Origin of the sequence: Methanothermobacter sp., from assembly GCF_049720995.1 — an archaeon.
Lineage (GTDB): Archaea > Methanobacteriota > Methanobacteria > Methanobacteriales > Methanothermobacteraceae > Methanothermobacter.
This window is the reverse complement of sequence record NZ_JBNASF010000012.1, coordinates 15,700-39,523: the sequence shown is the minus strand read 5'-3', so window position 1 is coordinate 39,523 and position 23,824 is coordinate 15,700. Positions and strand designations below refer to the sequence as shown.

Here is a 23,824-nt window from a genome sequence, read left to right as displayed (position 1 = left end):
TGAATAAATCCAGAAAAACCCATCATCACCCGACAATCACGTCTACGAACTGAAATTCATCCACACTGAAAAGTCCTCTATCACCTATTTTCAATTCAGGGATAACCAGAAGTGAGAGGAAAGACATCGTCATGAATGGGGCACTGAGAGTGCAGCCAAGATCACCCACAAAATCGTTGAGGTCCTCCATCATGGATGCCACCTTTCCTGCATCCCCATCTGACATTAAACCTGCAACCGGGAGTTCAAGGATCCTCTGATCATCATCTGAAACAGCCACAAGGCCCCCGCCTGTTTTTTTGAGGATATCGACTGCCCTTTTCATGAGCCCTGAATCAAGACCCACTGCGATGACATTGTGTGAGTCATGGGCCACCGTTGATGCAATGGCCCCCTCCTTAAGTCCAAAGCCATGAACGAATCCATTGGAGATGTTCCCCTTACCATAACGATCTATAACAGATACCTTAAGTACATCCATTGATGGGTCAGGGGTTACACGGCCATCATTCACCTCAAGTCTTTTCTGCAGCTCCCCGGTCACTATCTGGCCATCGAATACCTGGATGATCCTCACAGTGACCTCATCCCCCTCTGATATCACCTCAAGATCCTCTGCAGTGAAATCAACGATATGAAGGCGGTTCATCCTCCTGCGGCTGGTTCTGGGGGCCCCCAGATACCTTCCATTCTCTGCAACGAGCCTTCCATCAATGTAGACACTCCTAACATTGAAGTCCCTGAGGTTATCAACAACCACCATGTCTGCTGCCCTTCCAGGTGCTATGGCCCCTGTGTCGAGGTTGTAGTGATCTGCAGGGTTCACGGTGACCATCTGAACGGCTTTAACAGGGTCAACACCGTATTCAACAGCCCTCCGGAGTATCCTGTCCATGTGTCCCTCCAGGAGGTCTGCTGGGTGGATATCATCTGATACCAGGAAGTCACAGTCGACGGCTGCAAGGTCCCTGAGGTTCCTTGCACTGGAACCCTCACGGGCCATTATCTTCATTCCAAGTTCCCTCTTCTCAAGGGCCTCATCAGGGCTCACGCATTCGTGTTCTGTGGATATACCGGCCCCTATGTATTTACACAGTTCATCACCTGATAGGAGGGGGGCGTGGCCGTCCACCGGCTTGTTGAGTTTCCTTGCAGCATATATCTTCTCCATTACATCCAAATCACCGGATATCACACCAGGGAAGTTCATCATTTCACCCAGTGCGACCACAGATTCCCTTGAAAGGAGATCCTCTATCTCCCTGGCCGAGAGCTCTGCACCTGATGTCTCAAAGGGTGTTGCAGGTACGCAGGATGGTGCCGTGAAGTAAAATTTTAGGGGCGTGTGTGACGCATCCTCCAGCATGAACTCAACACCGTCAACACCCATAACATTGGCTATCTCGTGTGGATCAGAAACAGCAGCGGTGGTACCGTGGGGGACTGCCGCAGCTGCAAATGATGATGGGGTGAGCATTGAGCTTTCGATGTGGACATGGGCATCCACAAACCCCGGGAGGATTACATCCGTGAAGTTCCCCTTCACCCTCCGGACACCTGTTATCACGCCACCGGAAACTTCAACCTCAGCAGGGTATATGTCCCCTGTGAAGACGTTGAGGATGTTTCCCCTTATCATCTAATACTCCAGGTTGTTCATCTTTTTGAGTTCATGGAGGAGTATCGGGATGAACGCACCAACATCTGTAACCACGCTCACAGCCTGTGAACTGCCCCTGTCAGAGAGCTTCGTTACGGTTGCCGGGTTTATATCAACACATATCGTCTTAACACGTGATGGGAGTATGTTGCCGGTGGCTATTGAGTGGAGCATGGTGGCTATCATTATGACCATATCAAGGTCCTGCACGTACTTCCTCATCTCATTCTGGGCCTCCATGACATCGGTTATGACGTCGGGAAGTGGTCCGTCGTCCCTTATTGAACCTGCAAGGACAAATGGCACATTATTCTTTATGCACTCATACATTATCCCCGACCTGAGGACCCCCTTCTCCACTGCATCCCTTATTGAACCTGCACGGTTTATCTGGTTTATTGCGTTGATATGGTGCCTGTGACCCCTGCTTACGGCCTCACCCCTCTCAAGGTTAACCCCAAGTGAGGTGCCGTACAGGGCTGACTCTATATCATGTGTGGCGAGGGCATTACCTGCAAAGAGCACATCTATAAAACCCCGCCGTATCATCTCTGCAATCACCGGTGCCGAACCCGTGTGCACAATCGCCGGGCCGCCAACAAGGCCTATCTTACCCCCTCTCCTTTTGATATCGGTTATCTCAGAGGCTATCTTCTTTATGGTGGTCACAAGGGGTTTTTCACTTGAAACATCGCTGCCCATGAATTCAAATACTCCCTGCTTTCCCCTGGGTCTCTCAGGCGGCACCACCTTTATGCCCTCTCTTCCAACAACCACCAGGTCACCCTCCCTTATATCCCTGATTGGTTTGCACCGGGCAGTTTTTGTTTCAGGGTCAACGACGATCATGCAGTCCATCTCTATCCCCTCAACCTCCAGCCATTCGCCTCCATGGTAAATGAAGGTCTGATGGTTGGTTGTGGAGTAGAAGTCATCAGGGAGAACCCTGTCCATCGGGGCCCTTTTCAGCTCAACCTCACTTATCTCTGCTATGGATGCCCCTATCTCGCTCAGTTCATCCAGGATCTGGTTGAGGAGTGATGGTGTATCCGCCTCCACAAGTATCCTTGCATGGCTTGGATCAGATTTTCTCTTTCCTATTTCAATTTCAAGTATCTGGAAATCCCCGCCCATATCCATTATTATATCAAGGGCCCTGGGGAGTATGAGACTGTCAATTATGTGACCCCTGAGTTCCACCTCTCGAGTATTCATATAAACACCACCGGGATTGATAATTAAATGGTTGGCCAACAAAGTATATAAAATCTGCTGGATCAGAAAGGGAACCAGGGCTTTCAGATGTTTTAAGGAATTATAAAAGTGTCAGAAGGTCATAGATGATCTTGGCCGCATTCACAGATGTCTGATCCCCAAAGCCGGTTGATGACACCTCCACCACATCAAAACCAATCACATCCTTCCGGGAGAGAACCTCAGCCATGTCCTCGAGAACCCATGGCGTGAGACCGCAGGGTGTGGGGTTACCAACGGATGGTGCATATGCCGGGTCAAGTACATCCATGTCAACCGAGATGTATACAGGGCCCCTGATACCCCGTAGGGCTTCAGCTACAGTCTCAGGGTTCTGCATTACCTCATGGGCCATTATGCATCTTATATCGTTCTCCATTACAAATTCGGCCTCCTCGGCTGATGCTGAGCGAACCCCAATCTGTATGACATCCGCCCCGAGTTCATGAACACGCCTCATGACGGTTGCATGGGAGTACCTCTCGCCCGCATAGCGATCCGCCATATCCATGTGAGCATCGAGGTGGATAACCAGGGGAGCCCTGTCGCGGGATGTGAGTTCCTCGACCACAGGGAGTGTCACAGTGTGTTCACCACCCAGGGTGATGGGTTTGAGGTCCAGATCCAGAACCCCACCGATGGAGTCACCTATGAACTCTGCGGTTCTCTGGAAACTACCCGGCACCACGTCCACGTCACCGAAGTCGAAGCATTTAACACCGGGCTTCCCTGAAAACCTGAGGTTATAGGATTCAAAGCTGTAGGATGCCTCCCTAACAGCCAGGGGGCCGAAACGTGTCCCGGGAACATAGGTGGTTGTGGAATCAAAGGGCACACCCAGTATTCCAAATGAAAGTTCAGATATCCTCTCAGGGTCCGTTGTTGAAAAAGCAAATTTTAGGGGGTCTTCTGTATGTAAAAGCATTCAGATCAAAAACCTGATTTTATCAGACTGGAAAAAAGGAGTTTTTTGGGGTTATCCCTTGATCCTCATGAGTTTCCTCTGGCCGAGGGCCTCTATGTACTCCACCTCAACACCCTCAACCAGCTGATCGCTCAGTTCATCAGGTATGGGTGTTTCAAAGGTCTCATAGGTTTCAAGGTCCATCAGCTGGACGTCTCCTCCCATTATGGCAAGGACCTGGGCTGTCCTCTTGTCGATTATGGGTATGTCAACCTTTGAGTCAACAGGCTTTACAAAGCTTCTCTTCTGGTTGTCAAAGATCCCAACAGCCTCAACACGGGCCTTCGCTGATCCATGCTTGCCCGGAGATGACGTTGAGATATTTGTAATCTTTGATGCCTCACCATCAATGATCACGTACTTTCCAACCTTAAGTGTCTTAACTTCAACCACTTTCTTTGACATTAATCTTACCTCCTGTTAGAATGAGTGATATGAGACAGATCTATATCTATTAATCTGGTGCACATATATAAAAGCTTTATAGGAATCAGTACCCCGAATTATGTGGTTGTAATTGAATCTGATAAGAAGTGATTGAAATGAAGGTTGCTATAACATCAGGTAGCTCTGAAGGACCCACCAGACTCAACGCCTTTGACAATGCCCTCCTTGAAGCTGGAATCGGTGATGTGAACCTCATAAAGGTTTCAAGCATACTCCCGAGGGGCGCGGAGATAGTTGAACTTCCACCCCTTGAACCCGGATCCATGGTGAACTGTGTGCTCTCATATAAAATATCAGATACCCCCGGTGACCTCATATCAGCTGCCATAGCAGCTGCAACTTCAGATGAGTTTGGATGTGTCGTTGAGAACTCTGGGGTTAACAGGAAACCCGAGGATGTGAGGGAAGAGGCCATCTCAATGGTCAGATACATGATGTCTGTGAGGGGACTTGAAATAAATGAATTAATAGTAGAAGAAACAAACCATGTTGTTGAAGACTGTGGGGCTGCTGTATCAGCGCTCATATACCTTGACTGAAGTCAGGAAGGGGGTTGAATGGAAGAATCAGACATCTACTACTGGAAGAGTATCGCAGTTAAAATGGCCGAGCAGGTTGAAAAGGCTGTTGCTCCCCTTGTAGGAACTCCTGATGCCGGGGAGATAATCAAAATGGGGGCTGATGGAACACCCACAAAACTCATAGACCTTGTGGCAGAGGATGAGGCCATAGGTGTGCTTGAGAACACAGATCGGCCCGTCACGATAATAAGTGAGGAGATCGGTATTCTCCACATAAACCAGGAGCCCCCGGATGAACCCAGAATAATCTTCGTTGTGGACCCCCTTGATGGTACAAGCAACGCAATAAGGAACATACCATTCTACGGTATCTCAGTGGCTGTTGCAGAATATATCCCTGGAGGTGACCTGCCCTCCCTCAACAATGTCCTTATGGGTTTCGTGAAGAACTTTGCAACAGGCGACCTTTACTGGGCAATAAGGGATCAGGGCGCATTCCTGAATGATAAAAAAATCAGTGCATCAAGCCAGAGTTCCCTGGATAGGACCTCACTGGGTGCATTCATCTACGGTACGAGATTCAGAAGGGTTGATAGCATCTGCAGGGTGATCCGCCGCATGCGCATTCTTGGCTCTGTGGCCCTTGAACTTGCGTACGTTGCAAGCGGATCCTATGACGCCTTCATGGACCTCCGGGAGAATCTGAGGATAGTTGATATTGCCGCATCCAAGCTGATCGTGGAGGAGGCCGGTGGTGTGGTGACAAATGAGAGGGGTGAATCAATAGACGGTCTCCTGAATGTCAAGGCAAGGACCTCACTTATCGCGGCAGGAAACATGGAACTCCACAGAAAGATAATGCAGACCCTGGAGGTCATATAATGCGTATAGGTATAATAGCCCGCTTTGATGTGCCCGAAGCCGTTGAACTTGCAGGTAAGGTGGCCTCATTCCTTCTGAACAGGGGCGTTGAACTGAGCGTTGACCTCAAGATCACAGAGGATCTCCCTGCACTCCGTGAATACGGAAAGGACATCAGGGACATGGAAGTCGACATGATACTCACCATTGGAGGGGATGGGACAATACTCCGGACCCAGAGCCTCATAGAGGGTAAGGAGATACCGATACTTGGAATAAACATGGGCACAGTCGGGTTCCTGACGGAGGTCGACCCTGAAAATGTCTTCTCGGCCCTGGAGGATGTTCTCACTGGCAACTATGCTGTTGAGAGGAGAACCCTCCTCAGCGTATACCATAACGGTGAACTTCCATCAGCCCTCAATGAGGTTGTTATGATGACAAGGAAGCCCGCCAAGATGCTCCACATAGAGATATCAGTTGACGATGAGGTTGTTGAGGAGCTCAGGGCGGATGGTATAATCATAGCAACACCCAGCGGTTCAACAGCATATTCCATGTCCGCTGGGGGTCCTATAGTGGATCCCCGCGTGGAGGCATTCCTTATAGTCCCAATATGCCCCTTCAAACTTAGCGCCAGACCACTGGTTGTCTCCAATAAAAGTGTAATCAGGGTTAATCTTTTGAGGAAGGGTAAGAAGGCCATCGCGGTGATTGATGGGCAGTACGAGGAGGAGATCAACCACATGGAGGAGGTTGTATTCAAAAAGTCAGATCACTGCGCCCACTTTGTAAGGCTCAGTAAGGACTTCTACAGGAAGGTGCGTGAGAAGCTCATAGAGGGGGGTATAGATTCCATGAATGATTGAATCTGATTCAGAACCGGAAAAAACCCAGAGGTAGTTTTGGTATAGATTCCATAAATGATTGAATCTGATTCAGAACCGGAAAAAACCCAGAGGTAGTTTTGGTATAGATTCCATAAATGATTGAATCTGATTTAAAAAAATCTCCTGTGATCTCAATGGTTAACCAAAGCCGTTTAACTGGACCAAGATTATAATGACCAAAAACCTCAAAACCACCACAAAACCCAAAAAAGGTACACAGATGACCAAAAACCTCAAAACCACCACAAAACCCAAAAAAGGTACACAGATGACCAAAAACCTCAAAACCATAACAAAACCGCTTGTTGTTGACCTCACACATGGTGGAGTTACAATTGCCCGTGAACTGAGAAAAATATCGGACGATGTCCTTGCATGGGACATATACGGGACTCTGAAGGGCTCTGACCATGAAATGCTCCTTGAAATGGGTATCCTGGAGGTTGATGGTCCCCTCGCCGATTCAACCATAATAGCGCCTGTTCACTGCCCGGTTAAAGCAGATATAACCCACCACGAAATAACCGGCCTTCTGCTGGACCCCTGGAAGGAAGCACGTGGGATACCTGTGGTTGAGGTTACAGGGGTCAAGGGTAAGACCAGCACGGTATGGATACTCAGAAAGATCATGGAGAACCTGAATCCCCTTGTCCTCAGTAGCCGCGGCTCCTATGCGGGTTCTGAACTACTCAGGAGGGATATAAGCATAACCCCCGCCAGTATGATTGAAACCGTGCAGCTTGCAGGTGACCGTGATTATGGTTCAGCCATCTTCGAGGTCTCCCTTGGTGGTACGGGACTCGCAGATGTGGGTGTGCTGACCAATATAGCCGAGGACTACAGCATAAGGAGAGGCACATCAAGGGCCAGTTCCGCCAAGAGGCAGATATTCAGGAGCAGAATGGTCTGCTGCGAGCTTCAGGCATTCAAAAGATACTACCGGAGTTTTGGGGATAAGACAAACACATTCTCGGTTGATTCTGGTGCCAGTGTCCACGCCACCGACGTTAGTTACGGCCTTGAGTCCACAGTGGCCAGCATCATAGTGGAGGACCTTAAAACAATTGATGGTGACCATATCAATACAGAATTTGGAATTGAAACATTTGCACCTGCAGAGCACCATCTATCAAACGTCCTTGCCGCAATCAGTGCAGCTCTCACACTTAACCTTGATGTGAAGGACATCCAGAGGGGTGTTAATGGCTTCCGGGGGATACCCGGCCGCACATCAATCAGAAGACTGGATGGTACCTGCATAATAGAGGAGGTGAACCCTGGTCTGAATGTGAAGGCTGTGGAGTACACACTGAAAATGGCAGAGGACCTCCCCGACCCTGCCGTAATCATAGGTGGAAGATACGGGGTTACATGTGAGGATATAGATGAGGACAGGCTCTCTGAAATTCTCAGAGAATACACTCACCTCAACCCCATATTCACAGATGAACTCGGATACAGTATAATGAGGAAAACCCAAAATAATGGCCCCTACTTCAAATCCCCGGATGATGCGCTGGGGGCTGCCCTTGAACATGAGACGGTGATCCTGATTTACAGGTCAGAGTATCGTGACCTCTCGAGAAGATGATGAGTAACCTCCAGCGTATGTAGTCAGAAATCGGGTTTTTTTAATAACCGTGACCTTTTAAAAACTTATAAATAGGATGCCATAAATTTTTCAAGTGATTAACGTTTACTGGAGATGATTCATTGATAGCTGGAACAAGGGGGAGTCGCCTGGCACTGGTACAGACAGACCACGTCATTGATATGCTCAGCGAAATCTGCGGTGAGAGAATCGAAAGGAGGATCATAAAGACGAAGGGTGACAGGATAAAGGATTCCCAGCTTTACAGTATGGACTCAAGGGGCCTCTTCACAAGGGAACTTGACAATGCGGTCCTGGAGGAGGAGGTTGACCTTGCGGTTCACAGCCTCAAGGACGTCCCCAGTGACCTTGACCCTGAACTTGTGATTGCAGCAGTACCCCTGAGGGAATCCCCCAATGAGGTTCTTGTATCCCGTTTTGACTGGGATGAGCTCCCCTCCGGTGCTAAACTTGGAACCAGCAGTCTCCGGAGGGAAGCATTCTGCAATCATCACCAAAAAAATTTTAAGATGGAGCCCCTAAGAGGAAATATAGATACCAGGATAAGAAAGGTGATGGAAGGAGAGGTCCATGCAACCATAATGGCCGAGGCGGGTTTAAAGCGTCTCGGACTCGAAAATTACATTAAAAAAAGATTCACACTGGAATACTTCACGCCAGCCGCCGGGCAGGGGGCTCTGGCTGTTATAACAAGAAGGGACAGTGAATTGAGGGGTTCAATTGAGAAAATAACCCATTACCCATCCCAGCAGGAGGTCACAGCCGAGAAGACCCTCCTAAGGGAACTGGGTGCCGGGTGCCAGTGCCCGCTTGGCGTTATAGCAAGGGCCTCCGGTGGAGAGATCAATCTCTACGCTGTTCTTCTAACAAGAGATGGTGAGATACTCAAAAGAGTTAATGTTAAGGGATCCGTTGATAAAGCAGAGGACATTGGTAAAAAAGCTGCCAAAGAAATGGAGGATTATATTTGAGAAAGATAAATGTGGGTGTAATCGGCGTTGGAGCCATGGGTTACAACCATGCCAGGGTTTACTACAGGCTTAAAAATGCGAATCTTATGGCTGTATCCGACATCATGAAGGGAACACTCCAGAAGGTTGCCAACAAGTACGATGCTGTCGGGTATGTGGACTACGAGAACCTCCTTGAGATACCGGAGATAGAGGTGGTAAGTGTCTGCGTACCAACCACCCACCATTACCGTGTGGTCATGGACGCCCTTGAACACGATAAACACGTTCTTGTGGAAAAGCCCATTGCATTCACACTTGAAGAGGCAAGGGAAATGGTGAAAACAGCCCGAAGGAAGGGTCTGAAGCTGGGGACAGGACATGTTGAAAGGTTCAACCCTGCTGTTCAGAAGGCGAAGGAGTTAATTGAAAATGATGTGATAGGGGACGTGGTTTCTGCATCTGCAAAGAGGGTCGGCCCATTTCCCCCAAGGATAAAGGACGTTGGTGTTACCATTGACCTTGCGATACATGACCTTGATGTCATGCACTACCTCTTCAGTGAACCCGTGGCAGAGGTATACGCGGTCATGGGCAGCATACTAGAGAAATGCGAGTATGAGGACCATGCAGAGATAATGACAAAATTCAGAAGCGGAATCACAGGGATACTTGAGGTTAACTGGCTCACACCCTACAAGAGGAGGAAACTGGCCATCACAGGGACAGATGGCATAATAAACGTTGACTATATCGATCAGAAACTGGATGTGTACGGCAAATTCGCCCAGGACATCCAGATCAAACATGAGGAACCCCTCAGGAATGAAATCAAATCATTCCTCTCATCGGTTATCAACGATGAGGAGCCTGAGATAACCGGTGAGGACGGTATATACGCACTTAGAACTGTGCTTGCAGCCATGAAATCTTCAAGGGAACACAGGCCCGTGAAACTTAACGGTGATATTTGAGGTGCTTGTAATGGAAAATGAACTTATAAAGAAGGCCCGGGAACTGAGAAAAAGGGGTTTTACAACAGGGGAAATTGCAGATGAACTGAACGTGTCAAAGGATACTGCCAGGTGGCTGACGCTTCAGACCGCCAGTTCAGTTTCCCCCAAGGAGGCTCCTGTGGATTTTGCCATCAACTGGGAAAGCCTAGGCGGCAGTTCATCCCGTATGAGGTATGTTTCGGCTGCAATGGCAGACATGGCACTCAAGTACGGTGTTGCAGATGTTGTGCTCGGTATAGCCATAAGCGGCATACCATTCGCCACCCTCATGGCCGATGTTATGGGGGCTGAAACCGGGCTTGAAACATCCCTTGCCGTCTTCCACCCTGTGAAACACAGGAAGGACGAGGGAGCAGAGGGCGCCATTAGCAGCAACTTTGCAAAGGTGAAGGACAAGAGGGTTGTGGTTGTTGATGACGTGATAACCAGCGGGAGGACCATAGGTGAGGTTGTAAGGGTCCTCAGGGAGCAGGGAGCCAAACCCCTGGCGGTCACCGTCCTCATAGATAAGAAGGGGATCTCAGAGGTTGATGGTGTGCCAGTTGAGTCACTCATAAGGGTCAGCAGACTTGGCTGATAACTCAATTTATCCCAAACCCCAACATCCCTGAAGACTTTCTTCATTCTTTAAAGCCTGAAATTTATCTAAAACCTTTTTTCCGGCTTTATGCCGCATCTAACCTTTTAAATGGTTAAACCTCAGCATCCCATCCAGTTTAAATGTTTTCTCCAGCCCCTAACTCAATTTTTTAAATAGATTCGGTGCTATCCCCGCACTTAAAGGCATAATCAGATGATTGATTAAAAGATTGCCACAATTCAATCTAATTTTTCAGATAAAACCTGCAGATATCGATAAGATTTCATTTAAACATAGTTAATACTATGTTAGGCCATGCATATGAAACCGGTTTTCTGAAAAATGTCAAAATTTTAAGGGAATTTTTTTCATCCCTGAAAGACCTCTTCGTCTATGGTGGAATTCTTCCAGCGCTCTGGGGACCATCACTCCTTCTGGCATCCTCCGCCCTTCTTGAAAGACCGTGCAGGCCCATAACCGTGGTGATATCCTTCATGCTCCCCCTCACGGTGTACGCCTACGACTATCTTGCAGACTCCAAAGTGGATTCCCTCACAGACCCCCAGAGATCCCATTTCAGCGAGCGGTGGGGTAAATGGATTATCTCATCCTGTGCAGCCACACTTATCGCGTTGCTTGGCATATGCAGGGATCCCTTCATGACAGCTCTCACCGTGGTTCTTCTGACAGCGGGGATCCTCTACACGGGTTTCTTCAAGGGCCTCACCAGAAGGATCACCGGCTTTAAAAACATCTACCTGGGCCTCATATGGAGTTCGTGGACCGTTCTACCGACAGCTCCCTGTACCCTCACAGAATCGCACCTGGTGGTGTTCACCTTCATCTTCCTTAAAGTATACGTGAACACTGCATTCAGTGACTACAAGGATGCTGAATCAGACAGACTGCAGGGACTCAGAACACTTCCTGCAGTCTACGGTGAAAAGGGAAGTTCAGTTATCCTTCAGGTTATAAACGCCTCAGGCGCGGTTGTTCTGTGTGCAGGTATCCTCCTTGGACTTGTACCTGGAACCGGTGCTGCTGCAGTGATCCTTGCCATCTACACTGGCCTTTACCTGCACCTGAAAGGGAAGATGGATATAAAAAGAGCCACACTCACTGCAGACCTGGAGGGTCCCCTTCACCTGATACTTATCCTGGGATCATTTAATGTGCCCTTTCAGTTAAACCCCTGAATGCTCAGGGGCGGTACCTCAGTATCGCCCCTATACCCCCAAAGGCCCTCAGGAGCTGCATACCCTCCTCTGTCTCTGTTGATATGATCTCAACCTCGGTTCCAACCTCCTCGGCCATCTCAACCAGGTCATCGATCATGTCCCTCCTGTCTGAGAGCCTCATCTGATCGTTACATGATGGACAGGTTTCGGTGTCTGGCAGATCCTTCCCTGTCCTCTCCATGCTGTGACCGCATGAAGCGCACTCATAGGTTCCCCTCTGGTATTTGAGGTCCTCTGAGAGCAGTAGAACCTCAACTGCGCCCATCTGGAGGTGCTGGCGGACCTCCCTTTCACCATAGGATGCCAGGCCATCCTCATTTATGAGTTCCCTCAGGAAGCGCTGGACGAGTTTCTTCTCCCTCATCACATCAATTTCACTCAGGACGTCCATGGACTTGTCGATAACCTCCCTGATACCGAATTCCCCTGTGTATGATGTGTCCACCGTGGTTATGACCTTCTTCTTGAGTTCATGGTGAAGGTAGTCACCGTTTAGGAACTCCTCCTTTGTGTGTCCTGGGCCCCCGAGGATGATGCCCTTGAGGTCCTCAATCTGCAGGAAGGCCTCGTTCATGTGCTCCCCTATCCTCTTGAGGAACTCGTGAGCTGCGAGGTCTATGAGACGGTCAAACCTCCTCTGGGACTGACCACCTGCCTTGTGCTTACCTGGCACGCCACTTGTGAGGGTCTTAAGGATGTCTATCCGCTTACCCCGGAGGGTTGCAATGGTCGCCTCCTTCCTGTCAAGTACAGCCAGCCCGTAGGTCTCCTTCTCCTCAAGCATCTCCCTCAGTGGTTCAAGATAGAACTCTGAGTTGCAGTGGTATATGTAGGTCTTTATGGGTTCAGGTGGCTCGAAGACGTAGGTTTCCATCTTCTCTGTACCGGGTCCTCCCCGTGGCACCATCCCCACGAACATCACAAGACCCTTCTCTGGTGGTCTGGGGAAAAGCTTCAGCCTCTGCATTATAACCTCAATTGCTGACTGCACATTCTTCCTGGTCTGCTTGCTCTTGATGTTGGCGCTCTGGCTCAGTTCCTCCCTCATATGCTTTGCAACGTCACTGATCTGTCTGTCGGGGGGTATGTATACCGATACAAGCTCTGTCCCCCTTCCCCTCTTATCTGATAGTTCCTGGAGGGTTCTCTTGAATTCAAAAAGTTCCTTTGATGATGGTTCACTCACTATGAATCACTCCTCATGAAAATGATAAAATAAACTGTAACTGTATATGGGGTGGGGTAATTATAAAGTTTACTGGATGCCTGGAGAAAAGATATAAGTGGATTCAGTCATAACTGGAAAGGAAGAGTCAACTAATTTTCGCGGTGGATCGTTATGAGAATTGTTATTACCATTGGAGGATCAATCCTTATACGTGAATTCACACATGAAATGTTCAGGGCATACGCCGATATTCTGAATTCGCTGAGGAATGAACATGAACTGTTTGTGGTTGTGGGTGGGGGCAGACCCGCCCGTGATTACATAGGGGTTGCACGAAAACTGGGGGCTGGGGAAGCCCAGTGCGATGATATAGGAATCGATGTCACAAGGTTGAATGCCAGGATTCTCATAACAGCCCTGGGTGAAAGTGCATACCCATCTGTACCTGAAAACTTCAGGGAGGCCGTCAGATTTGCAGCATCAGGCAGAATAGTTGTGATGGGTGGTACGGAGCCTGCCCACAGTACCGACGCTGTTGGGGCAATACTGGCCGAAACCGTTGGGGCTGACCTCATGATAAACCTCACATCGGTTGACGGTTTCTATGACAGGGACCCCCAGAAGTACCCGGATGCGAGGTTCTACCCTGAGATCAGCGCCAGTGAGATGCTGGAGCACCTCAGCGAATCTGATGTGAAGGCCGGCACCTACGAGTTCTTTGACCATACCGCCCTTAAGATGATAAGGAGGTCAGGGATAAGGACCATCATAGCCAGTGGCCGTGACCCCGAGAACCTTCTGAGGGCAATCGATGGTGGAATAGGAACCACTGTTATCCCTGAATAAATGTGAAAGTTTAAATTCATCAATGGAGGTGAAGAGAATGGTTGAACCGCACAAGCACTGTCCTGTATGCAGCACCCCCATACCCATGGATGAGGTGACCTGTTCAGAGAGGTGCCAGGAGATCCTATCAAAGAATCAGCAGAGGGTGAGGAGAACAAGGACAATCTTCTACCTGGTATTCGCGCTTTTCATTGTGGTGTGGGTTGTGCTCTCCATAAAAAGGTAGGTGATTTTTTAGGGTGGCTCAGGGTGACCTCAGCACCGCCACCCCATAAACAACAAGTATAATACCAACGGCGACCCCCACAAAGACCGGGTTGAATGACAGCGCACCCATAAGGATGTATATGACCCCCAGGATGGCGCTTATTATGCCAGCATTTCTTTTCAGGTAACTCTGGGAGCCGGCTGAAAGTATCAGTATTCCGGCAACAAGCAGGAGGATGCCTGTAACGTAAAGCCAGGCACCAGCAAGTTGATTTATGAGGAAGACCCTGAAGACCAGCATGAGACCAGCTGCAAGGGCTATAACTGCAAATATCATCCAGAGTATCCCCACCTCCATGTACCTCCTGGCCATGATGGCATTTGCAAGCATCCAAACACCAAGACCCGATAGCACAAGACCCGTGAGTATGCTTATAGCTGTTACACCTGAGATCGGAGATACAAGAAATACAATACCTAGAATAACCGAGAGGAGACCCATCCATTTTTTCAGCATCATCTCACCGGTCTGTTATTATGTTCAACTGATTTTATATATTTTATGAAATTTCAGCTGTAAATCAACCTGGAAAATCACCCTGAAGCCCGTGACAGTGAACCGGACCATGTATCTAAAGGATCATCCTGAAGCCAGTGACAAGGAGCAGGGCCATGAAGAGTACCTTATGTACCTCACATCAACCCTGTGGGCTGCCATGACACCAAGACGTGAGGACGGGACACTCATTAATGCAATGGCCATGAACTGAACCAGATTAACATATCCCACTGAAAACTGGCCCCCCGGTCCGCTCATGAGATATGAGACTGTGCCTGATGCTGCGGTCATCGCAATCACAACCGAGGAGGTCCCTACGGCTTCAAGCACATCAAAACCTCCAACCAGCACGAGGAGGGGTACAAGGACAACCCCGCCGCCGATGCCAAGGAGACCTGAAAGGAAACCCGCAAGGAACCCCAGTGGAATGGCGGCATTCTTCCTCCCATGGGATGGTGAAATCCTGGATGATAGGAGGAGCTGCAGTGAAACAAGGATCAGGAGCAATCCAAATACCATCCTGAGGATCCCTGCAGGTGATGACGTGGCAGTCAAAACCCCCAGGATGCTACCGCAGGCACCGAGGGCCCCCATGGGGATGGCCCTGCCTGCATCAACACATCCCCTCCTGTAATGTGAGTAAGCCCCTGTGAGGGCAGCTGGCAGGATAACTGCAAGGCTGGTTGCAAAGGCTGTCCTTATTGCAATATCCGGTGGTGTGCCTGAGGACTCCATTAAAAAGAAGAGTACGGGGGCTATTATGAAGCCTCCGCCAACACCCAGGAGGCCTGTTGCAAGTCCGGCCACGATGCCCGTGAGAAGTAGTACTGGGATATAGAATACCGGATCCATGTTATAACCTGAGGTGTTCAATCATCAACCATTACCGCGATTAATTTATAAGTTACAAGATCCATATCTCACCCTGCTAATTAAATTAATTTCTTCTGGGTGAATAACTTTGAGATCAGACAGGTTCATGGCAGCCGGCATAATCTTCATTGCACTGGCAATCACACTCTTCACGACAGACACCCTTGACCCCATTATAACACCCCTAACACACGTATTCCTCATGGGCTCCTCAGAGGGCAAGGATGTGATATTCTTCACCATAATGGGGACCATGTTCCTCCTTGCACCCCTCTTCAGGGAGGGTGGAATTTTCTGCCCTGAAGGCATCGATAAGAACACCTACCTTTACATTTCAGCTTTAATAGCACTTGTAACCTACCTCACGGGTCTTGCAGTTGAGGTGGCACTTCGCATTGAAATGGGCGTATCACCATTCACGACCTTCATATCAATGAATCCGGCTGCCTCAACCAGTCTGACCCACTCCCATGTATTCAAGGCAAGCCTCAGCCCCCTAACCGGGCTTGTAGTGCCTGCCTCATCGGGCATCCACACCGGTTCATCACTGGCAGGTCACATTCCATTCCTCCTCCCGGTCACGATCACCTCCATCACACTGATATACATCCTCGGGCTTCTCTCAACAGGTGACAGAAGGGATTTCCATGTGGCGATAGTCATATTCGCCACAGCATCCACAATAATAGGTATAATAGACGGGGGGATCTTCTCAACCCCCGCACTTGTCGGGCTGTCCGGGATTATAGGTATGAGCGCCCTCAGGGTTCCCTTCAGTCCGGGAAACCTTAAAATCCCGGCCCTCATAATAGCCTCACTCGTTGTTCTGAGGGTGCTCCTTGGAATCCTGGGATCAGTGCCCGGCTACTATGAGGTCACCATCCTTGAGCCATATGGCGCCCCCAGCACCGAGGGGCTCCATGTTCTCTCAGAGGAGAGAAAAGATGATAGGCTGATACTGAAACTTTCACCGGAACAGAACGAGATGGTGCTCCTTGACAGGTTAACCCGCCGCCTTGACGGCAGATGCAGCGGGTTCTTCATGACATGGAACTTCTTTTCATTCTTCTGAAGGAGGATAAATGATGAAACTCAGCATAATCATACCGACCTACAATGAGGAGGAATATCTGCCTGCGCTGCTTGAAAGCATAAGGAAACAGGACTTCACAGACTATGAGGTTATAGTGGCAGATGCAGACTCTGAGGATAATACAAGGAAAATTGCGGAGGAGTACGGCTACAGGGTGGTTGAGGGTGGAATGCCCGCAGCCGGAAGAAACAGGGGTGCTGAGGTCGCCAGGGGAGAACTCCTCCTCTTTCTGGATGCTGACCTTGTTCTCACCGACGGGTACCTCAGGGATGCTGTGGAGGAATTCGAATCAGAAAACCTGGGAATCGCCATAACCCAGATGATACCCCTCTCAACCAGAAGGCGTGACAAGATACTCCATGAATTCGCAAACAGATTCATGATACTTGTTGAATCCATTAAACCCCATGGGGCAGGCTGCTACGGAATACTGACCCGTAAGGAACTCCATGAAAGGGTCGGGGGTTTCGATGAGTCCCTTGACTTCGGAGAGGATACAGACTACATTGAGCGCATAGGTAAGATAAGAAGATTCAGGGTTCTGAGGAAACCAAGGGTTCTGGTATCCATAAGGAGGCTTGAAAAGGAGGGCCTCAGAAACCTGGCATTCAAGTACACAAAGAGCACATTATATGACTTCATGGGAAAGAAGGTGAGTGCCAGTGACCTCAAATATGAATTCGGGCACTCCCGGAAGAAGAGGGTGCTTTACTCTGTCTGCGGTGAGGGGATGGGACACGCCATAAGGAGCGGGGTTATCCTGGACAAGCTCACAGAGGACCATGAGGTCCTTATATTTGCAAGTGACCGTGCCTACAGGTACCTCAGCAGCAAATTCGATAATGTCCATGAGATATACGGCTTCAACACTGTCTATGAGGATAACAGTGTAAATGACATGAAAACATTCGTAAAGGCCATGAAAACATTCCCAAGGGACCTCAAGGAAAATCTTAAGCTCCTCTACAGGATAGCGAAAGATTTCAGGCCGGATGTGGTTGTGTCTGACTTTGAGTTCTATGCAAGTGTGATAAGCAATATGCTCAGGATACCCCTAATAAGCATAGACAACATGCACGTCATAACCCAGTGCAGGATAGAGTATCCTGAAAAATTCAGGAGGGACAAAATCAAAGCCGCGGCTGTTGTGAGGTCATTCATTGTAAGACCCAGACGATATCTAATAACCAGTTACTTCTTCCCTGAGGTTAAGAACCCCAAGAAGGTATCCATGTATCCTCCTGTCCTGAGGGAGGAGATAATGAATCTTGATCCCTACTATGGGGACCATGTGCTGGTCTATCAGACGAGCAGGTCAAACAAAAAGCTCATTGAGATACTGAAGAGTATAGACAGGAACTTCATAGTATACGGCTTTGACAGGGATGAAGTGGACGGAAACCTTACCTTCAGGAGATTCAATGAGGACCTGTTCTTCAGGGACTTTGAGTCTGCGGCTGCGGTTATAACCAACGGTGGCTTCACCCTGATAAGTGAGGCCCTCTACCTCAGAAAGCCAGTATACAGTGTCCCTGTTAAGGGACAGTTCGAACAGATACTCAATGCGGTATACCTTGAGAAGCTGGGTTACGGGGAATTCCATGAGGAGACAGAAAGGGAGAGCCTTGAGGGGTTCCTTGGGCGACTTGACGTCTACAGACGGAACCTTGAGGACTATGATGGGGGTAACAATGAGATAATAGATGCCCTTAAGAGGGCAATAGATGAATGTTCACGGGGATGCTAACATGCAGAGCCGTTCCCGGAGTTTTAGGGGTTTTCCTTATTTTTCAGATTTTTGAGGACTGTAAACTGAAAAAGAGCATATGGTTTCCCCCCTAAAACCCATCATCTATGCAGAATATAAAGAACAGTACAATCTATTCTGAATTGACCCCATTTAACAGTCAAAGAAATATCCTGATAAAAAACTCATTAAAAATTGTTCCTGGTGTAACTAGAGCGTTACACCAAGATCGAGCTGTTCTGTGAGCTCCTTGTACCTGTTCCTTATTGTCACCTCGGTTACACCTGCAACCTCTGCAACGTCCCTCTGGGTCTTGCGCTCCCCGAGGAGGACCGATGCGATGTACAGGGCTGCTGCTGCAACACCTGTGGGACCCCTACCCGATGTGAGTCCATTCTCCATTGCCATCTCTATGATCTCAATGGCCTTGGACTGGACCTCACCTGAGAGTCCCAGTTCACTTGCGAACCTTGGCACGTAGTCAACAGGGGATGTTGGCGGCAGCTTTATGTTTAGTTCCCTTGTTAAGAACCTGTAGGTTCTTCCAACCTCCTTCTTGCTGACCCTTGAGACCTCTGCAATCTCATCAAGTGTCCTTGGGACGTTGCAGCTTCTGCATGCTGCGTATAGTGACGCTGCAACCACCCCTTCAATGCTTCTTCCCCTGATGAGTTTGTTCTCAACGGCTCTCCTGTAGACCATTGATGCTGCTTCCCTGACGCTTCTCGGTAATCCCAGCCTTGAGGAGTCCCGGTCGAGTTCGCTCAGTGCAAATGCCAGGTTTCTCTCTGTGGCCCCTGAGATCCTTATCTTCCTCTGCCATTTCCTGAGGCGGTACCACTGGGCCCTGTTCCTTGCAGGGATGTCCCTTCCGTATATGTCCTTATTTCTCCAGTCTATCATGGTTGATAGACCCTTGTCGTGTATGGTGTAGGTTATGGGTGCCCCCACCCTCGTCCTCTTGTCACGCTGTTCATGGTCGAAGGCCCTCCATTCTGGACCCATGTCAACCAGGTTATCGTCTATGACAAGACCGCACTTTCCACACACTATTTCAGCCCTTTCGTAGTCGCCCCTGAGATCCTCGGAGCCGCACTCAGGACATTTTGTTTCCTTCTCTATTTCAGAAACATCAGACCTCATTTTCTCCTTCGTTTCCTTCGCCCCCATTTTTTCACATTCTTTATACCCACGTATAAAGTCTCTCCAGCTCGGTTCTCAAATTTTTCAGGTTTTATTGCACGAACTGGTTTTACTGATATGTATGGATTTCGTGTTGGACCGAAGATGTCGTGCACTTTTCCTACCATTTTCCCTTCAGAAGTAAAAACGGGTGCTCCAAGCTGCGGTGTCCTTGTGGAACGTACTATGATTCTTCCCTTGCTGGAGACATGTGAAATATTCCCTAAACTCTTCATAATTCACCGAAAATTTTATATAGTGTATTCTTCACTTACTAGTATATAAATGTTTCGATAATTTTATATTAAAACAGTGTTTGATGTACAGGGATGTGCATGGTTTTCTGAGTCAATCCCCGGCAGCCATTATGTATCTCCCGTAGTACAGTGCCGAAAGAAAACCTATAATTGTGGGTGCAAAGTAACTTGCGATTCTATCAATCACGCTGGCAGCCATGACATAATCAGCCCCTATCCCTGCAACAGCAAATAGACCCACAAGTATACCCTCCCTCAGTCCAAGGGATCCCGGTAGAAGTGGTAAAAGTGATATCAGGATCCCCACGGTGTATATGATTATAAGGGGCACTGCAGGTGGTGAAACCCCAACTGCCAGGAAGCAAATATAGATGCGGCAAACATCGAGGGCCCACATTCCAAGTGAAACAAAAATGCCCGCCATAAAGACCCTCTTATCAGTTATCGCTGTTGAAAAGCCCTCACTGAACCTGTTTATATAGAATATGACCCTCTCATGTATTCTGGAGAAACTGACATCCCCCTTCCTGAACCTTGAAAACCACTCCACAACTCTTCTCACAATCGAGAGCGCAAGCCTCTGGGCAATATCACGGTTCATTCCAGCATAGATTGCAGCTGAAAAAAATGCGATTGTGAAAAAGATCAGAACACTCACAATAACCCTTGTCCAGATGGATATGCTCCAGGTCATTATAAGGATCGCGGAGAGAATGGATATAGCCGCAAAGGGTATGAACTCAAAAACCCTGTCTGCCGTTGACGATGCAAAACCTATCTCAAATGGTGTCCCCTCAACCTCCCGCAGGAGGTATGCCCTCAGTGGCTCGCCACCGGCGGCCCCCGGTGTTATGTTGTTACCGAAGATGCTTGCAAAAAGAAGCATCAGGAGCCTGGAAAATGAGGGAGCATCATCAACCAGATTAAGTATAAGCCGCCATCTCACCGTCCACAGCACCAGTATAAGTGACTCCAAGAGAAAGTTCAGTGCAAGAAAATAGGGGCTGGTCCTCTCAAGGGCCCTCAGAATATCCTCAAAGCCTGCAAATAATCCTATGAGTAATATGAGAATAGCAACAGCAATGAAGGAGAGAATTATGGTGCGCTTATTCTCCCCGATGTAAGCAAAAACTTCCTTCTCTCCCATGGAAACACACTACTTCAATCCAAGAATCTCAGAAAGGGTGAAACCCTCTGCAAGTTTCTCCTTGATGGATGATTCCTTCTTTCTGATCTCCATTGCCATACGAACAACGTCAGGCACAAGTTCAGCGGGAACCACAACCACTCCAGATTCATCTCCAAATATGAGGTCTCCACTCTCAACTCTGACACCATCGCACTCAAGGTTCAGGTTGAGCTTGCCCTCTGCCAGCGGTTCCCCTGCACAGGGGACATAATCCCTGGAGAATACCGGAAATTCAAGTTGAAGAAGTGCATCCCTATCCCTGCAGGATCCGTAGATCACAGCACCTGCTATACCCTTAGCCATGGCTGTTTTTGATGTGAGCTCTCCCCAGACAGCCATATCATCTCCATCAGTCCCTATGAAAACAACATCACCTTTACCTGCGGCGTCTATGGCCATCACCGAGGTCCCCCAGTCACGGCTGGATGTGCTTGCAGTCACAGCCCATCCGCAGAGCCTCAGATTGTTAACGGGCTTTATGGATGGTATAACCCCATCCATACCAGCCACAGCCTTAAGTGCATCTGAAACCTGGGGGGCCGATATGTCAGAAAGAAGCCTCAGGGGATCCCGCGGGCTGCGGAAACTTCTCAGGCGTTCAATGGGCTTTATGCCTTTTATAGCCATATAATCAATCCTGGGGAGTTGTAACCTCTTCCACCATGGTTTTTCCAGCTACAACTTCGTCAACGCTGTGAATGGAACCCCCATAACTCTCAATGGCCCTTGTTATCTCATCAAAATCAAGGTCGTTTCCCTGAATCGTGACCTTGATGTTCTCTGTCTCCTTATCGATCTCCATGAGGGTTATGTTAACACCCTCAACGCCCCTGAGTTCACTCAGGTACTTGGCATATTCAGGTATTATGGGTTCGTGGGGTTTGAGTATATCCAGAACAATTCTTATAAGGCCCTTAGCCACCATCTTTCCTCCATGATTCTTTAAAATGATATGCTATTATGATAGAAAGGATATTTAAATATAGTCCCATTCCAGCAAGGGACATCTGTGATTATTTTATATATCAGTATCTCCATATAAAATATAGATATTATCAAGCTACTGAAAGGGCTCAATATGTCTCTTATAAAGCTTCAGCAGATAACACATGAAATAAATGAACTTAAATACCAGGGAGAACTTGGAGTACCCATTCTCATCGAGGGCCGGAAGGACGAGGAGGCCCTCCGGGAACTGGGTGTCGAGGGACCCTTCATAAAGGTTTCAGGATCCATGATGGGACTTTCTGAAATCGCCCTCAGGGCAGCCAGTGCCTCGAGGGTTATCATACTTACAGATTTTGACCGTAAGGGCAGTGAACTTGCAAAAAGATTGTACACTGATATACAGAGCCTTGGAGCGAATCCAGACCTCAGAATACGGCGAAGACTCATGGGGATGACCAGAAGATACATCAAGGACATACAGAGCCTTCCTTCATACATCGAAAGGCTGAAGCTGGAGGTATGCCCGTACCCCCTTGATAATATCTGAAAACTGTTATCATCATATTTTTTCAATTTGATAACCAGTTCATTCCTCAAAGGAGGGTTTACATGGGAAAAGAAGAAATAAGTACAACCAAATACCTCATTCACGCTCAAATTAATGCTAACGGAATCGTTGAGAAACCTGACGTTGTTGGGGCAATATTCGGACAGACTGAAGGTCTTCTCAGCAATGACCTGGATCTCAGGGAACTCCAGAAGACAGGTAGAATCGGCAGGATCAAGGTCAACATCACATCAAGGGGTGGTAAATCAAAGGGGGAGATAATCATCCCATCAAGCCTTGACCGTGTTGAAACCGCCATACTTGCAGCTTCCCTTGAAACAATAAACCGTGTCGGACCATGTGAGGCCTACATACAGGTCACAAAGGTTGAGGACGTCCGTGCGGTTAAACGTAAAAGGGTAGTTGAGAGGGCCAAGGAGATATACGCCAGCATGATGGAGGAAGTGACCCCTGAAAGCCTCAGAATGATCGAAGAGGTCAAGGAGGCCATGAGGGTCCATGAAATCACAGAGTATGGTGATGAAAAGCTTCCAGCAGGACCCAACGTTGAGACCTCAGACGCCATACTTGTTGTGGAGGGAAGATCCGACGTCCTCAACCTCCTCAAGTACGGTATAAAGAACGCCATCGCAGTTGAAGGGGTCAGTGTGCCAAAAACCGTTGCAGAGCTCACAAAGAAGAAAACGGTCACAGCCTTTGTCGATGGTGACAGGGGCGGGGAACTGATCCTCAAGGAGCTCCTCCAGGTGGGGGATATAGACTACGTCACAAGGGCACCCAAGGGCAAGGAGGTGGAGGACCTTGAGAAGGATGAGATCATGATGGCCCTCAGAAACAAGGTGCCTGTTGAGCAGTTCTACCATGACCTGGGGATGCAGAAGGAGAAGAAGAAATCAGAGGACAAGATGGTGCTCCTCCGGAATATCCTGAAGGAACTTGAGGGGACAGGAAATGCCGAGATACTCGATGACGCCCTCAACATACTGAAGGAGGTCAAGGTGGAGAACCTCTACGATGAACTAAGTCGCGCCAACAATCACCCCTACGCTGTGGTCTTTGATGGTGTGATAACACAGCGCCTCGTGGACCTTTCCTTTGAAAAGGGGCTCAGATACCTTGTGGCTGTGAGAAGCGGGGACATTGTCAAGAAACCCCACAACCTCAAACTCATAACAGGCCACACCTGAACCCATG

Annotated in this window: 26 protein-coding genes; 14 read left to right on the top strand and 12 right to left on the bottom strand. The window is 48.7% G+C overall.

Going from position 1 to position 23,824, the window contains the following annotated elements; all coding sequences use genetic code 11:
• Nucleotides 1-25 precede the first annotated feature (25 nt).
• From ade to eif5A, 4 genes are all read right to left on the bottom strand, one after another.
• On the bottom strand, nucleotides 26-1,639 hold the full coding sequence (ade, locus tag ACPLJI_RS05200; protein WP_424730815.1) for an adenine deaminase: 1,614 nt from the start codon (nucleotides 1,637-1,639) through the stop codon (nucleotides 26-28).
• Nucleotides 1,640-2,875 (bottom strand): TIGR00300 family protein, encoded by a 1,236-nt coding sequence (locus tag ACPLJI_RS05195; RefSeq protein ID WP_424730814.1) that lies wholly within the window; start codon nucleotides 2,873-2,875, stop codon nucleotides 1,640-1,642. It abuts the gene before it with no gap.
• A 100-nt stretch (nucleotides 2,876-2,975) separates the two neighbouring features.
• Complete coding sequence (gene speB, locus ACPLJI_RS05190; RefSeq protein ID WP_424730813.1) at nucleotides 2,976-3,839, bottom strand: agmatinase; 864 nt, start codon at nucleotides 3,837-3,839, stop codon at nucleotides 2,976-2,978.
• A 51-nt stretch (nucleotides 3,840-3,890) separates the two neighbouring features.
• On the bottom strand, nucleotides 3,891-4,283 hold the full coding sequence (eif5A, locus tag ACPLJI_RS05185; protein WP_424730812.1) for a translation initiation factor IF-5A: 393 nt from the start codon (nucleotides 4,281-4,283) through the stop codon (nucleotides 3,891-3,893).
• 137 nt (nucleotides 4,284-4,420) lie between these two features.
• Here eif5A and ACPLJI_RS05180 point away from each other — a divergent pair, with 137 nt between their 5' ends.
• From ACPLJI_RS05180 to ACPLJI_RS05145, 8 genes are all read left to right on the top strand, one after another.
• Nucleotides 4,421-4,864, top strand: coding sequence for a pyruvoyl-dependent arginine decarboxylase (locus tag ACPLJI_RS05180; protein WP_424730811.1), 444 nt, complete (start codon nucleotides 4,421-4,423; stop codon nucleotides 4,862-4,864).
• An 18-nt stretch (nucleotides 4,865-4,882) separates the two neighbouring features.
• On the top strand, nucleotides 4,883-5,728 hold the full coding sequence (locus tag ACPLJI_RS05175) for a bifunctional fructose-bisphosphatase/inositol-phosphate phosphatase (protein ID WP_424730810.1): 846 nt from the start codon (nucleotides 4,883-4,885) through the stop codon (nucleotides 5,726-5,728).
• Complete coding sequence (locus ACPLJI_RS05170) at nucleotides 5,725-6,576, top strand: NAD(+) kinase (protein ID WP_424741158.1); 852 nt, start codon at nucleotides 5,725-5,727, stop codon at nucleotides 6,574-6,576. Before ACPLJI_RS05175 ends, ACPLJI_RS05170 begins: the two co-directional genes overlap by 4 nt.
• Nucleotides 6,577-6,865: 289 nt before the next feature.
• The gene (gene cfbE / locus ACPLJI_RS05165) at nucleotides 6,866-8,188 is read left to right on the top strand and encodes a coenzyme F430 synthase (protein WP_424731512.1); all 1,323 of its coding nucleotides are present in this window, start codon (nucleotides 6,866-6,868) and stop codon (nucleotides 8,186-8,188) included.
• A gap of 122 nt (nucleotides 8,189-8,310) precedes the next feature.
• Nucleotides 8,311-9,180, top strand: a complete 870-nt coding sequence (gene hemC, locus ACPLJI_RS05160; protein ID WP_424731513.1) for a hydroxymethylbilane synthase — start codon at nucleotides 8,311-8,313, stop codon at nucleotides 9,178-9,180.
• Nucleotides 9,177-10,133 (top strand): Gfo/Idh/MocA family oxidoreductase, encoded by a 957-nt coding sequence (locus tag ACPLJI_RS05155; protein ID WP_424731514.1) that lies wholly within the window; start codon nucleotides 9,177-9,179, stop codon nucleotides 10,131-10,133. The genes hemC and ACPLJI_RS05155 overlap by 4 nt, the downstream gene beginning before the upstream one ends.
• Nucleotides 10,134-10,143: 10 nt before the next feature.
• On the top strand, nucleotides 10,144-10,752 hold the full coding sequence (locus tag ACPLJI_RS05150; protein ID WP_424731515.1) for an orotate phosphoribosyltransferase-like protein: 609 nt from the start codon (nucleotides 10,144-10,146) through the stop codon (nucleotides 10,750-10,752).
• A 308-nt stretch (nucleotides 10,753-11,060) separates the two neighbouring features.
• Nucleotides 11,061-11,951 carry a UbiA family prenyltransferase gene (locus ACPLJI_RS05145; RefSeq protein WP_424731516.1) on the top strand — a complete coding sequence of 297 codons (891 nt, stop codon included), beginning with the start codon at nucleotides 11,061-11,063 and terminating at the stop codon, nucleotides 11,949-11,951.
• 4 nt (nucleotides 11,952-11,955) lie between these two features.
• Here ACPLJI_RS05145 and prf1 read toward each other — a convergent pair whose 3' ends face one another.
• The gene (gene prf1, locus ACPLJI_RS05140; protein WP_424731517.1) at nucleotides 11,956-13,179 is read right to left on the bottom strand and encodes a peptide chain release factor aRF-1; all 1,224 of its coding nucleotides are present in this window, start codon (nucleotides 13,177-13,179) and stop codon (nucleotides 11,956-11,958) included.
• Nucleotides 13,180-13,332: 153 nt separating this feature from the next.
• On the opposite strand from prf1, the gene pyrH reads away from it, so the two are divergent.
• Nucleotides 13,333-14,007 carry a UMP kinase gene (gene pyrH / locus ACPLJI_RS05135; protein WP_424731518.1) on the top strand — a complete coding sequence of 225 codons (675 nt, stop codon included), beginning with the start codon at nucleotides 13,333-13,335 and terminating at the stop codon, nucleotides 14,005-14,007.
• Between the two features lie 37 nt (nucleotides 14,008-14,044).
• The gene (locus ACPLJI_RS05130; protein WP_013296085.1) at nucleotides 14,045-14,233 is read left to right on the top strand and encodes a DUF2116 family Zn-ribbon domain-containing protein; all 189 of its coding nucleotides are present in this window, start codon (nucleotides 14,045-14,047) and stop codon (nucleotides 14,231-14,233) included.
• 18 nt (nucleotides 14,234-14,251) lie between these two features.
• Here ACPLJI_RS05130 and ACPLJI_RS05125 read toward each other — a convergent pair whose 3' ends face one another.
• Nucleotides 14,252-14,731 (bottom strand): DUF308 domain-containing protein, encoded by a 480-nt coding sequence (locus ACPLJI_RS05125; protein ID WP_424731519.1) that lies wholly within the window; start codon nucleotides 14,729-14,731, stop codon nucleotides 14,252-14,254.
• 123 nt (nucleotides 14,732-14,854) lie between these two features.
• Nucleotides 14,855-15,625 carry a sulfite exporter TauE/SafE family protein gene (locus ACPLJI_RS05120; protein ID WP_424731520.1) on the bottom strand — a complete coding sequence of 257 codons (771 nt, stop codon included), beginning with the start codon at nucleotides 15,623-15,625 and terminating at the stop codon, nucleotides 14,855-14,857.
• A gap of 109 nt (nucleotides 15,626-15,734) precedes the next feature.
• On the opposite strand from ACPLJI_RS05120, the gene ACPLJI_RS05115 reads away from it, so the two are divergent.
• Both ACPLJI_RS05115 and ACPLJI_RS05110 read left to right on the top strand, forming a co-directional pair.
• A complete protein-coding gene (locus ACPLJI_RS05115; RefSeq protein ID WP_424731521.1) occupies nucleotides 15,735-16,718 on the top strand; it encodes a hypothetical protein in 984 nt (327 codons plus the stop codon).
• Nucleotides 16,719-16,731: 13 nt separating this feature from the next.
• Nucleotides 16,732-18,486, top strand: a complete 1,755-nt coding sequence (locus ACPLJI_RS05110) for an MJ1255/VC2487 family glycosyltransferase (RefSeq protein ID WP_424731542.1) — start codon at nucleotides 16,732-16,734, stop codon at nucleotides 18,484-18,486.
• Nucleotides 18,487-18,696: 210 nt separating this feature from the next.
• On the opposite strand, the gene ACPLJI_RS05105 is transcribed toward ACPLJI_RS05110, so the two are convergent.
• From ACPLJI_RS05105 to ACPLJI_RS05085, 5 genes are all read right to left on the bottom strand, one after another.
• The gene (locus ACPLJI_RS05105) at nucleotides 18,697-19,629 is read right to left on the bottom strand and encodes a transcription initiation factor IIB (protein ID WP_147672016.1); all 933 of its coding nucleotides are present in this window, start codon (nucleotides 19,627-19,629) and stop codon (nucleotides 18,697-18,699) included.
• Complete coding sequence (locus ACPLJI_RS05100; protein ID WP_424731522.1) at nucleotides 19,626-19,904, bottom strand: Gar1/Naf1 family protein; 279 nt, start codon at nucleotides 19,902-19,904, stop codon at nucleotides 19,626-19,628. Before ACPLJI_RS05100 ends, ACPLJI_RS05105 begins: the two co-directional genes overlap by 4 nt.
• A 112-nt stretch (nucleotides 19,905-20,016) precedes the next feature.
• Nucleotides 20,017-21,072: a UPF0104 family protein gene (locus ACPLJI_RS05095; RefSeq protein ID WP_424731523.1), complete on the bottom strand. Its 1,056-nt coding sequence runs from the start codon at nucleotides 21,070-21,072 to the stop codon at nucleotides 20,017-20,019.
• Nucleotides 21,073-21,081: 9 nt separating this feature from the next.
• The gene (locus ACPLJI_RS05090) at nucleotides 21,082-21,741 is read right to left on the bottom strand and encodes an RraA family protein (protein WP_424731524.1); all 660 of its coding nucleotides are present in this window, start codon (nucleotides 21,739-21,741) and stop codon (nucleotides 21,082-21,084) included.
• 4 nt (nucleotides 21,742-21,745) lie between these two features.
• The gene (locus ACPLJI_RS05085) at nucleotides 21,746-22,039 is read right to left on the bottom strand and encodes a DUF211 domain-containing protein (protein WP_013296094.1); all 294 of its coding nucleotides are present in this window, start codon (nucleotides 22,037-22,039) and stop codon (nucleotides 21,746-21,748) included.
• 153 nt (nucleotides 22,040-22,192) lie between these two features.
• Between ACPLJI_RS05085 and ACPLJI_RS05080 the strand changes: the two genes are divergently transcribed.
• Both ACPLJI_RS05080 and dnaG read left to right on the top strand, forming a co-directional pair.
• The gene (locus ACPLJI_RS05080; RefSeq protein ID WP_237779964.1) at nucleotides 22,193-22,609 is read left to right on the top strand and encodes a toprim domain-containing protein; all 417 of its coding nucleotides are present in this window, start codon (nucleotides 22,193-22,195) and stop codon (nucleotides 22,607-22,609) included.
• Nucleotides 22,610-22,671: 62 nt separating this feature from the next.
• Entirely contained in the window at nucleotides 22,672-23,817 is a 1,146-nt protein-coding gene (gene dnaG / locus ACPLJI_RS05075; RefSeq protein ID WP_321210933.1) for a DNA primase DnaG, read from the top strand.
• Nucleotides 23,818-23,824 lie beyond the last annotated feature (7 nt).

Coding starts and splice junctions, on each gene's coding strand:
- ade (WP_424730815.1), bottom strand. CDS start 1,639: ATGATAAGGGGAAACATCCTCAACGTCTTCACAGGGGACATATACCCT.
- ACPLJI_RS05195 (WP_424730814.1), bottom strand. CDS start 2,875: ATGAATACTCGAGAGGTGGAACTCAGGGGTCACATAATTGACAGTCTC.
- speB (WP_424730813.1), bottom strand. CDS start 3,839: ATGCTTTTACATACAGAAGACCCCCTAAAATTTGCTTTTTCAACAACG.
- eif5A (WP_424730812.1), bottom strand. CDS start 4,283: ATGTCAAAGAAAGTGGTTGAAGTTAAGACACTTAAGGTTGGAAAGTAC.
- ACPLJI_RS05180 (WP_424730811.1), top strand. CDS start 4,421: ATGAAGGTTGCTATAACATCAGGTAGCTCTGAAGGACCCACCAGACTC.
- ACPLJI_RS05175 (WP_424730810.1), top strand. CDS start 4,883: ATGGAAGAATCAGACATCTACTACTGGAAGAGTATCGCAGTTAAAATG.
- cfbE (WP_424731512.1), top strand. CDS start 6,866: ATGACCAAAAACCTCAAAACCATAACAAAACCGCTTGTTGTTGACCTC.
- ACPLJI_RS05150 (WP_424731515.1), top strand. CDS start 10,144: ATGGAAAATGAACTTATAAAGAAGGCCCGGGAACTGAGAAAAAGGGGT.
- ACPLJI_RS05145 (WP_424731516.1), top strand. CDS start 11,061: ATGTTAGGCCATGCATATGAAACCGGTTTTCTGAAAAATGTCAAAATT.
- pyrH (WP_424731518.1), top strand. CDS start 13,333: ATGAGAATTGTTATTACCATTGGAGGATCAATCCTTATACGTGAATTC.
- ACPLJI_RS05130 (WP_013296085.1), top strand. CDS start 14,045: ATGGTTGAACCGCACAAGCACTGTCCTGTATGCAGCACCCCCATACCC.
- ACPLJI_RS05125 (WP_424731519.1), bottom strand. CDS start 14,731: ATGCTGAAAAAATGGATGGGTCTCCTCTCGGTTATTCTAGGTATTGTA.
- ACPLJI_RS05120 (WP_424731520.1), bottom strand. CDS start 15,625: ATGGATCCGGTATTCTATATCCCAGTACTACTTCTCACGGGCATCGTG.
- ACPLJI_RS05110 (WP_424731542.1), top strand. CDS start 16,732: ATGAAACTCAGCATAATCATACCGACCTACAATGAGGAGGAATATCTG.
- ACPLJI_RS05105 (WP_147672016.1), bottom strand. CDS start 19,629: ATGAGGTCTGATGTTTCTGAAATAGAGAAGGAAACAAAATGTCCTGAG.
- ACPLJI_RS05100 (WP_424731522.1), bottom strand. CDS start 19,904: ATGAAGAGTTTAGGGAATATTTCACATGTCTCCAGCAAGGGAAGAATC.
- ACPLJI_RS05095 (WP_424731523.1), bottom strand. CDS start 21,072: ATGGGAGAGAAGGAAGTTTTTGCTTACATCGGGGAGAATAAGCGCACC.
- ACPLJI_RS05090 (WP_424731524.1), bottom strand. CDS start 21,741: ATGGCTATAAAAGGCATAAAGCCCATTGAACGCCTGAGAAGTTTCCGC.
- ACPLJI_RS05085 (WP_013296094.1), bottom strand. CDS start 22,039: ATGGTGGCTAAGGGCCTTATAAGAATTGTTCTGGATATACTCAAACCC.
- ACPLJI_RS05080 (WP_237779964.1), top strand. CDS start 22,193: ATGTCTCTTATAAAGCTTCAGCAGATAACACATGAAATAAATGAACTT.
- dnaG (WP_321210933.1), top strand. CDS start 22,672: ATGGGAAAAGAAGAAATAAGTACAACCAAATACCTCATTCACGCTCAA.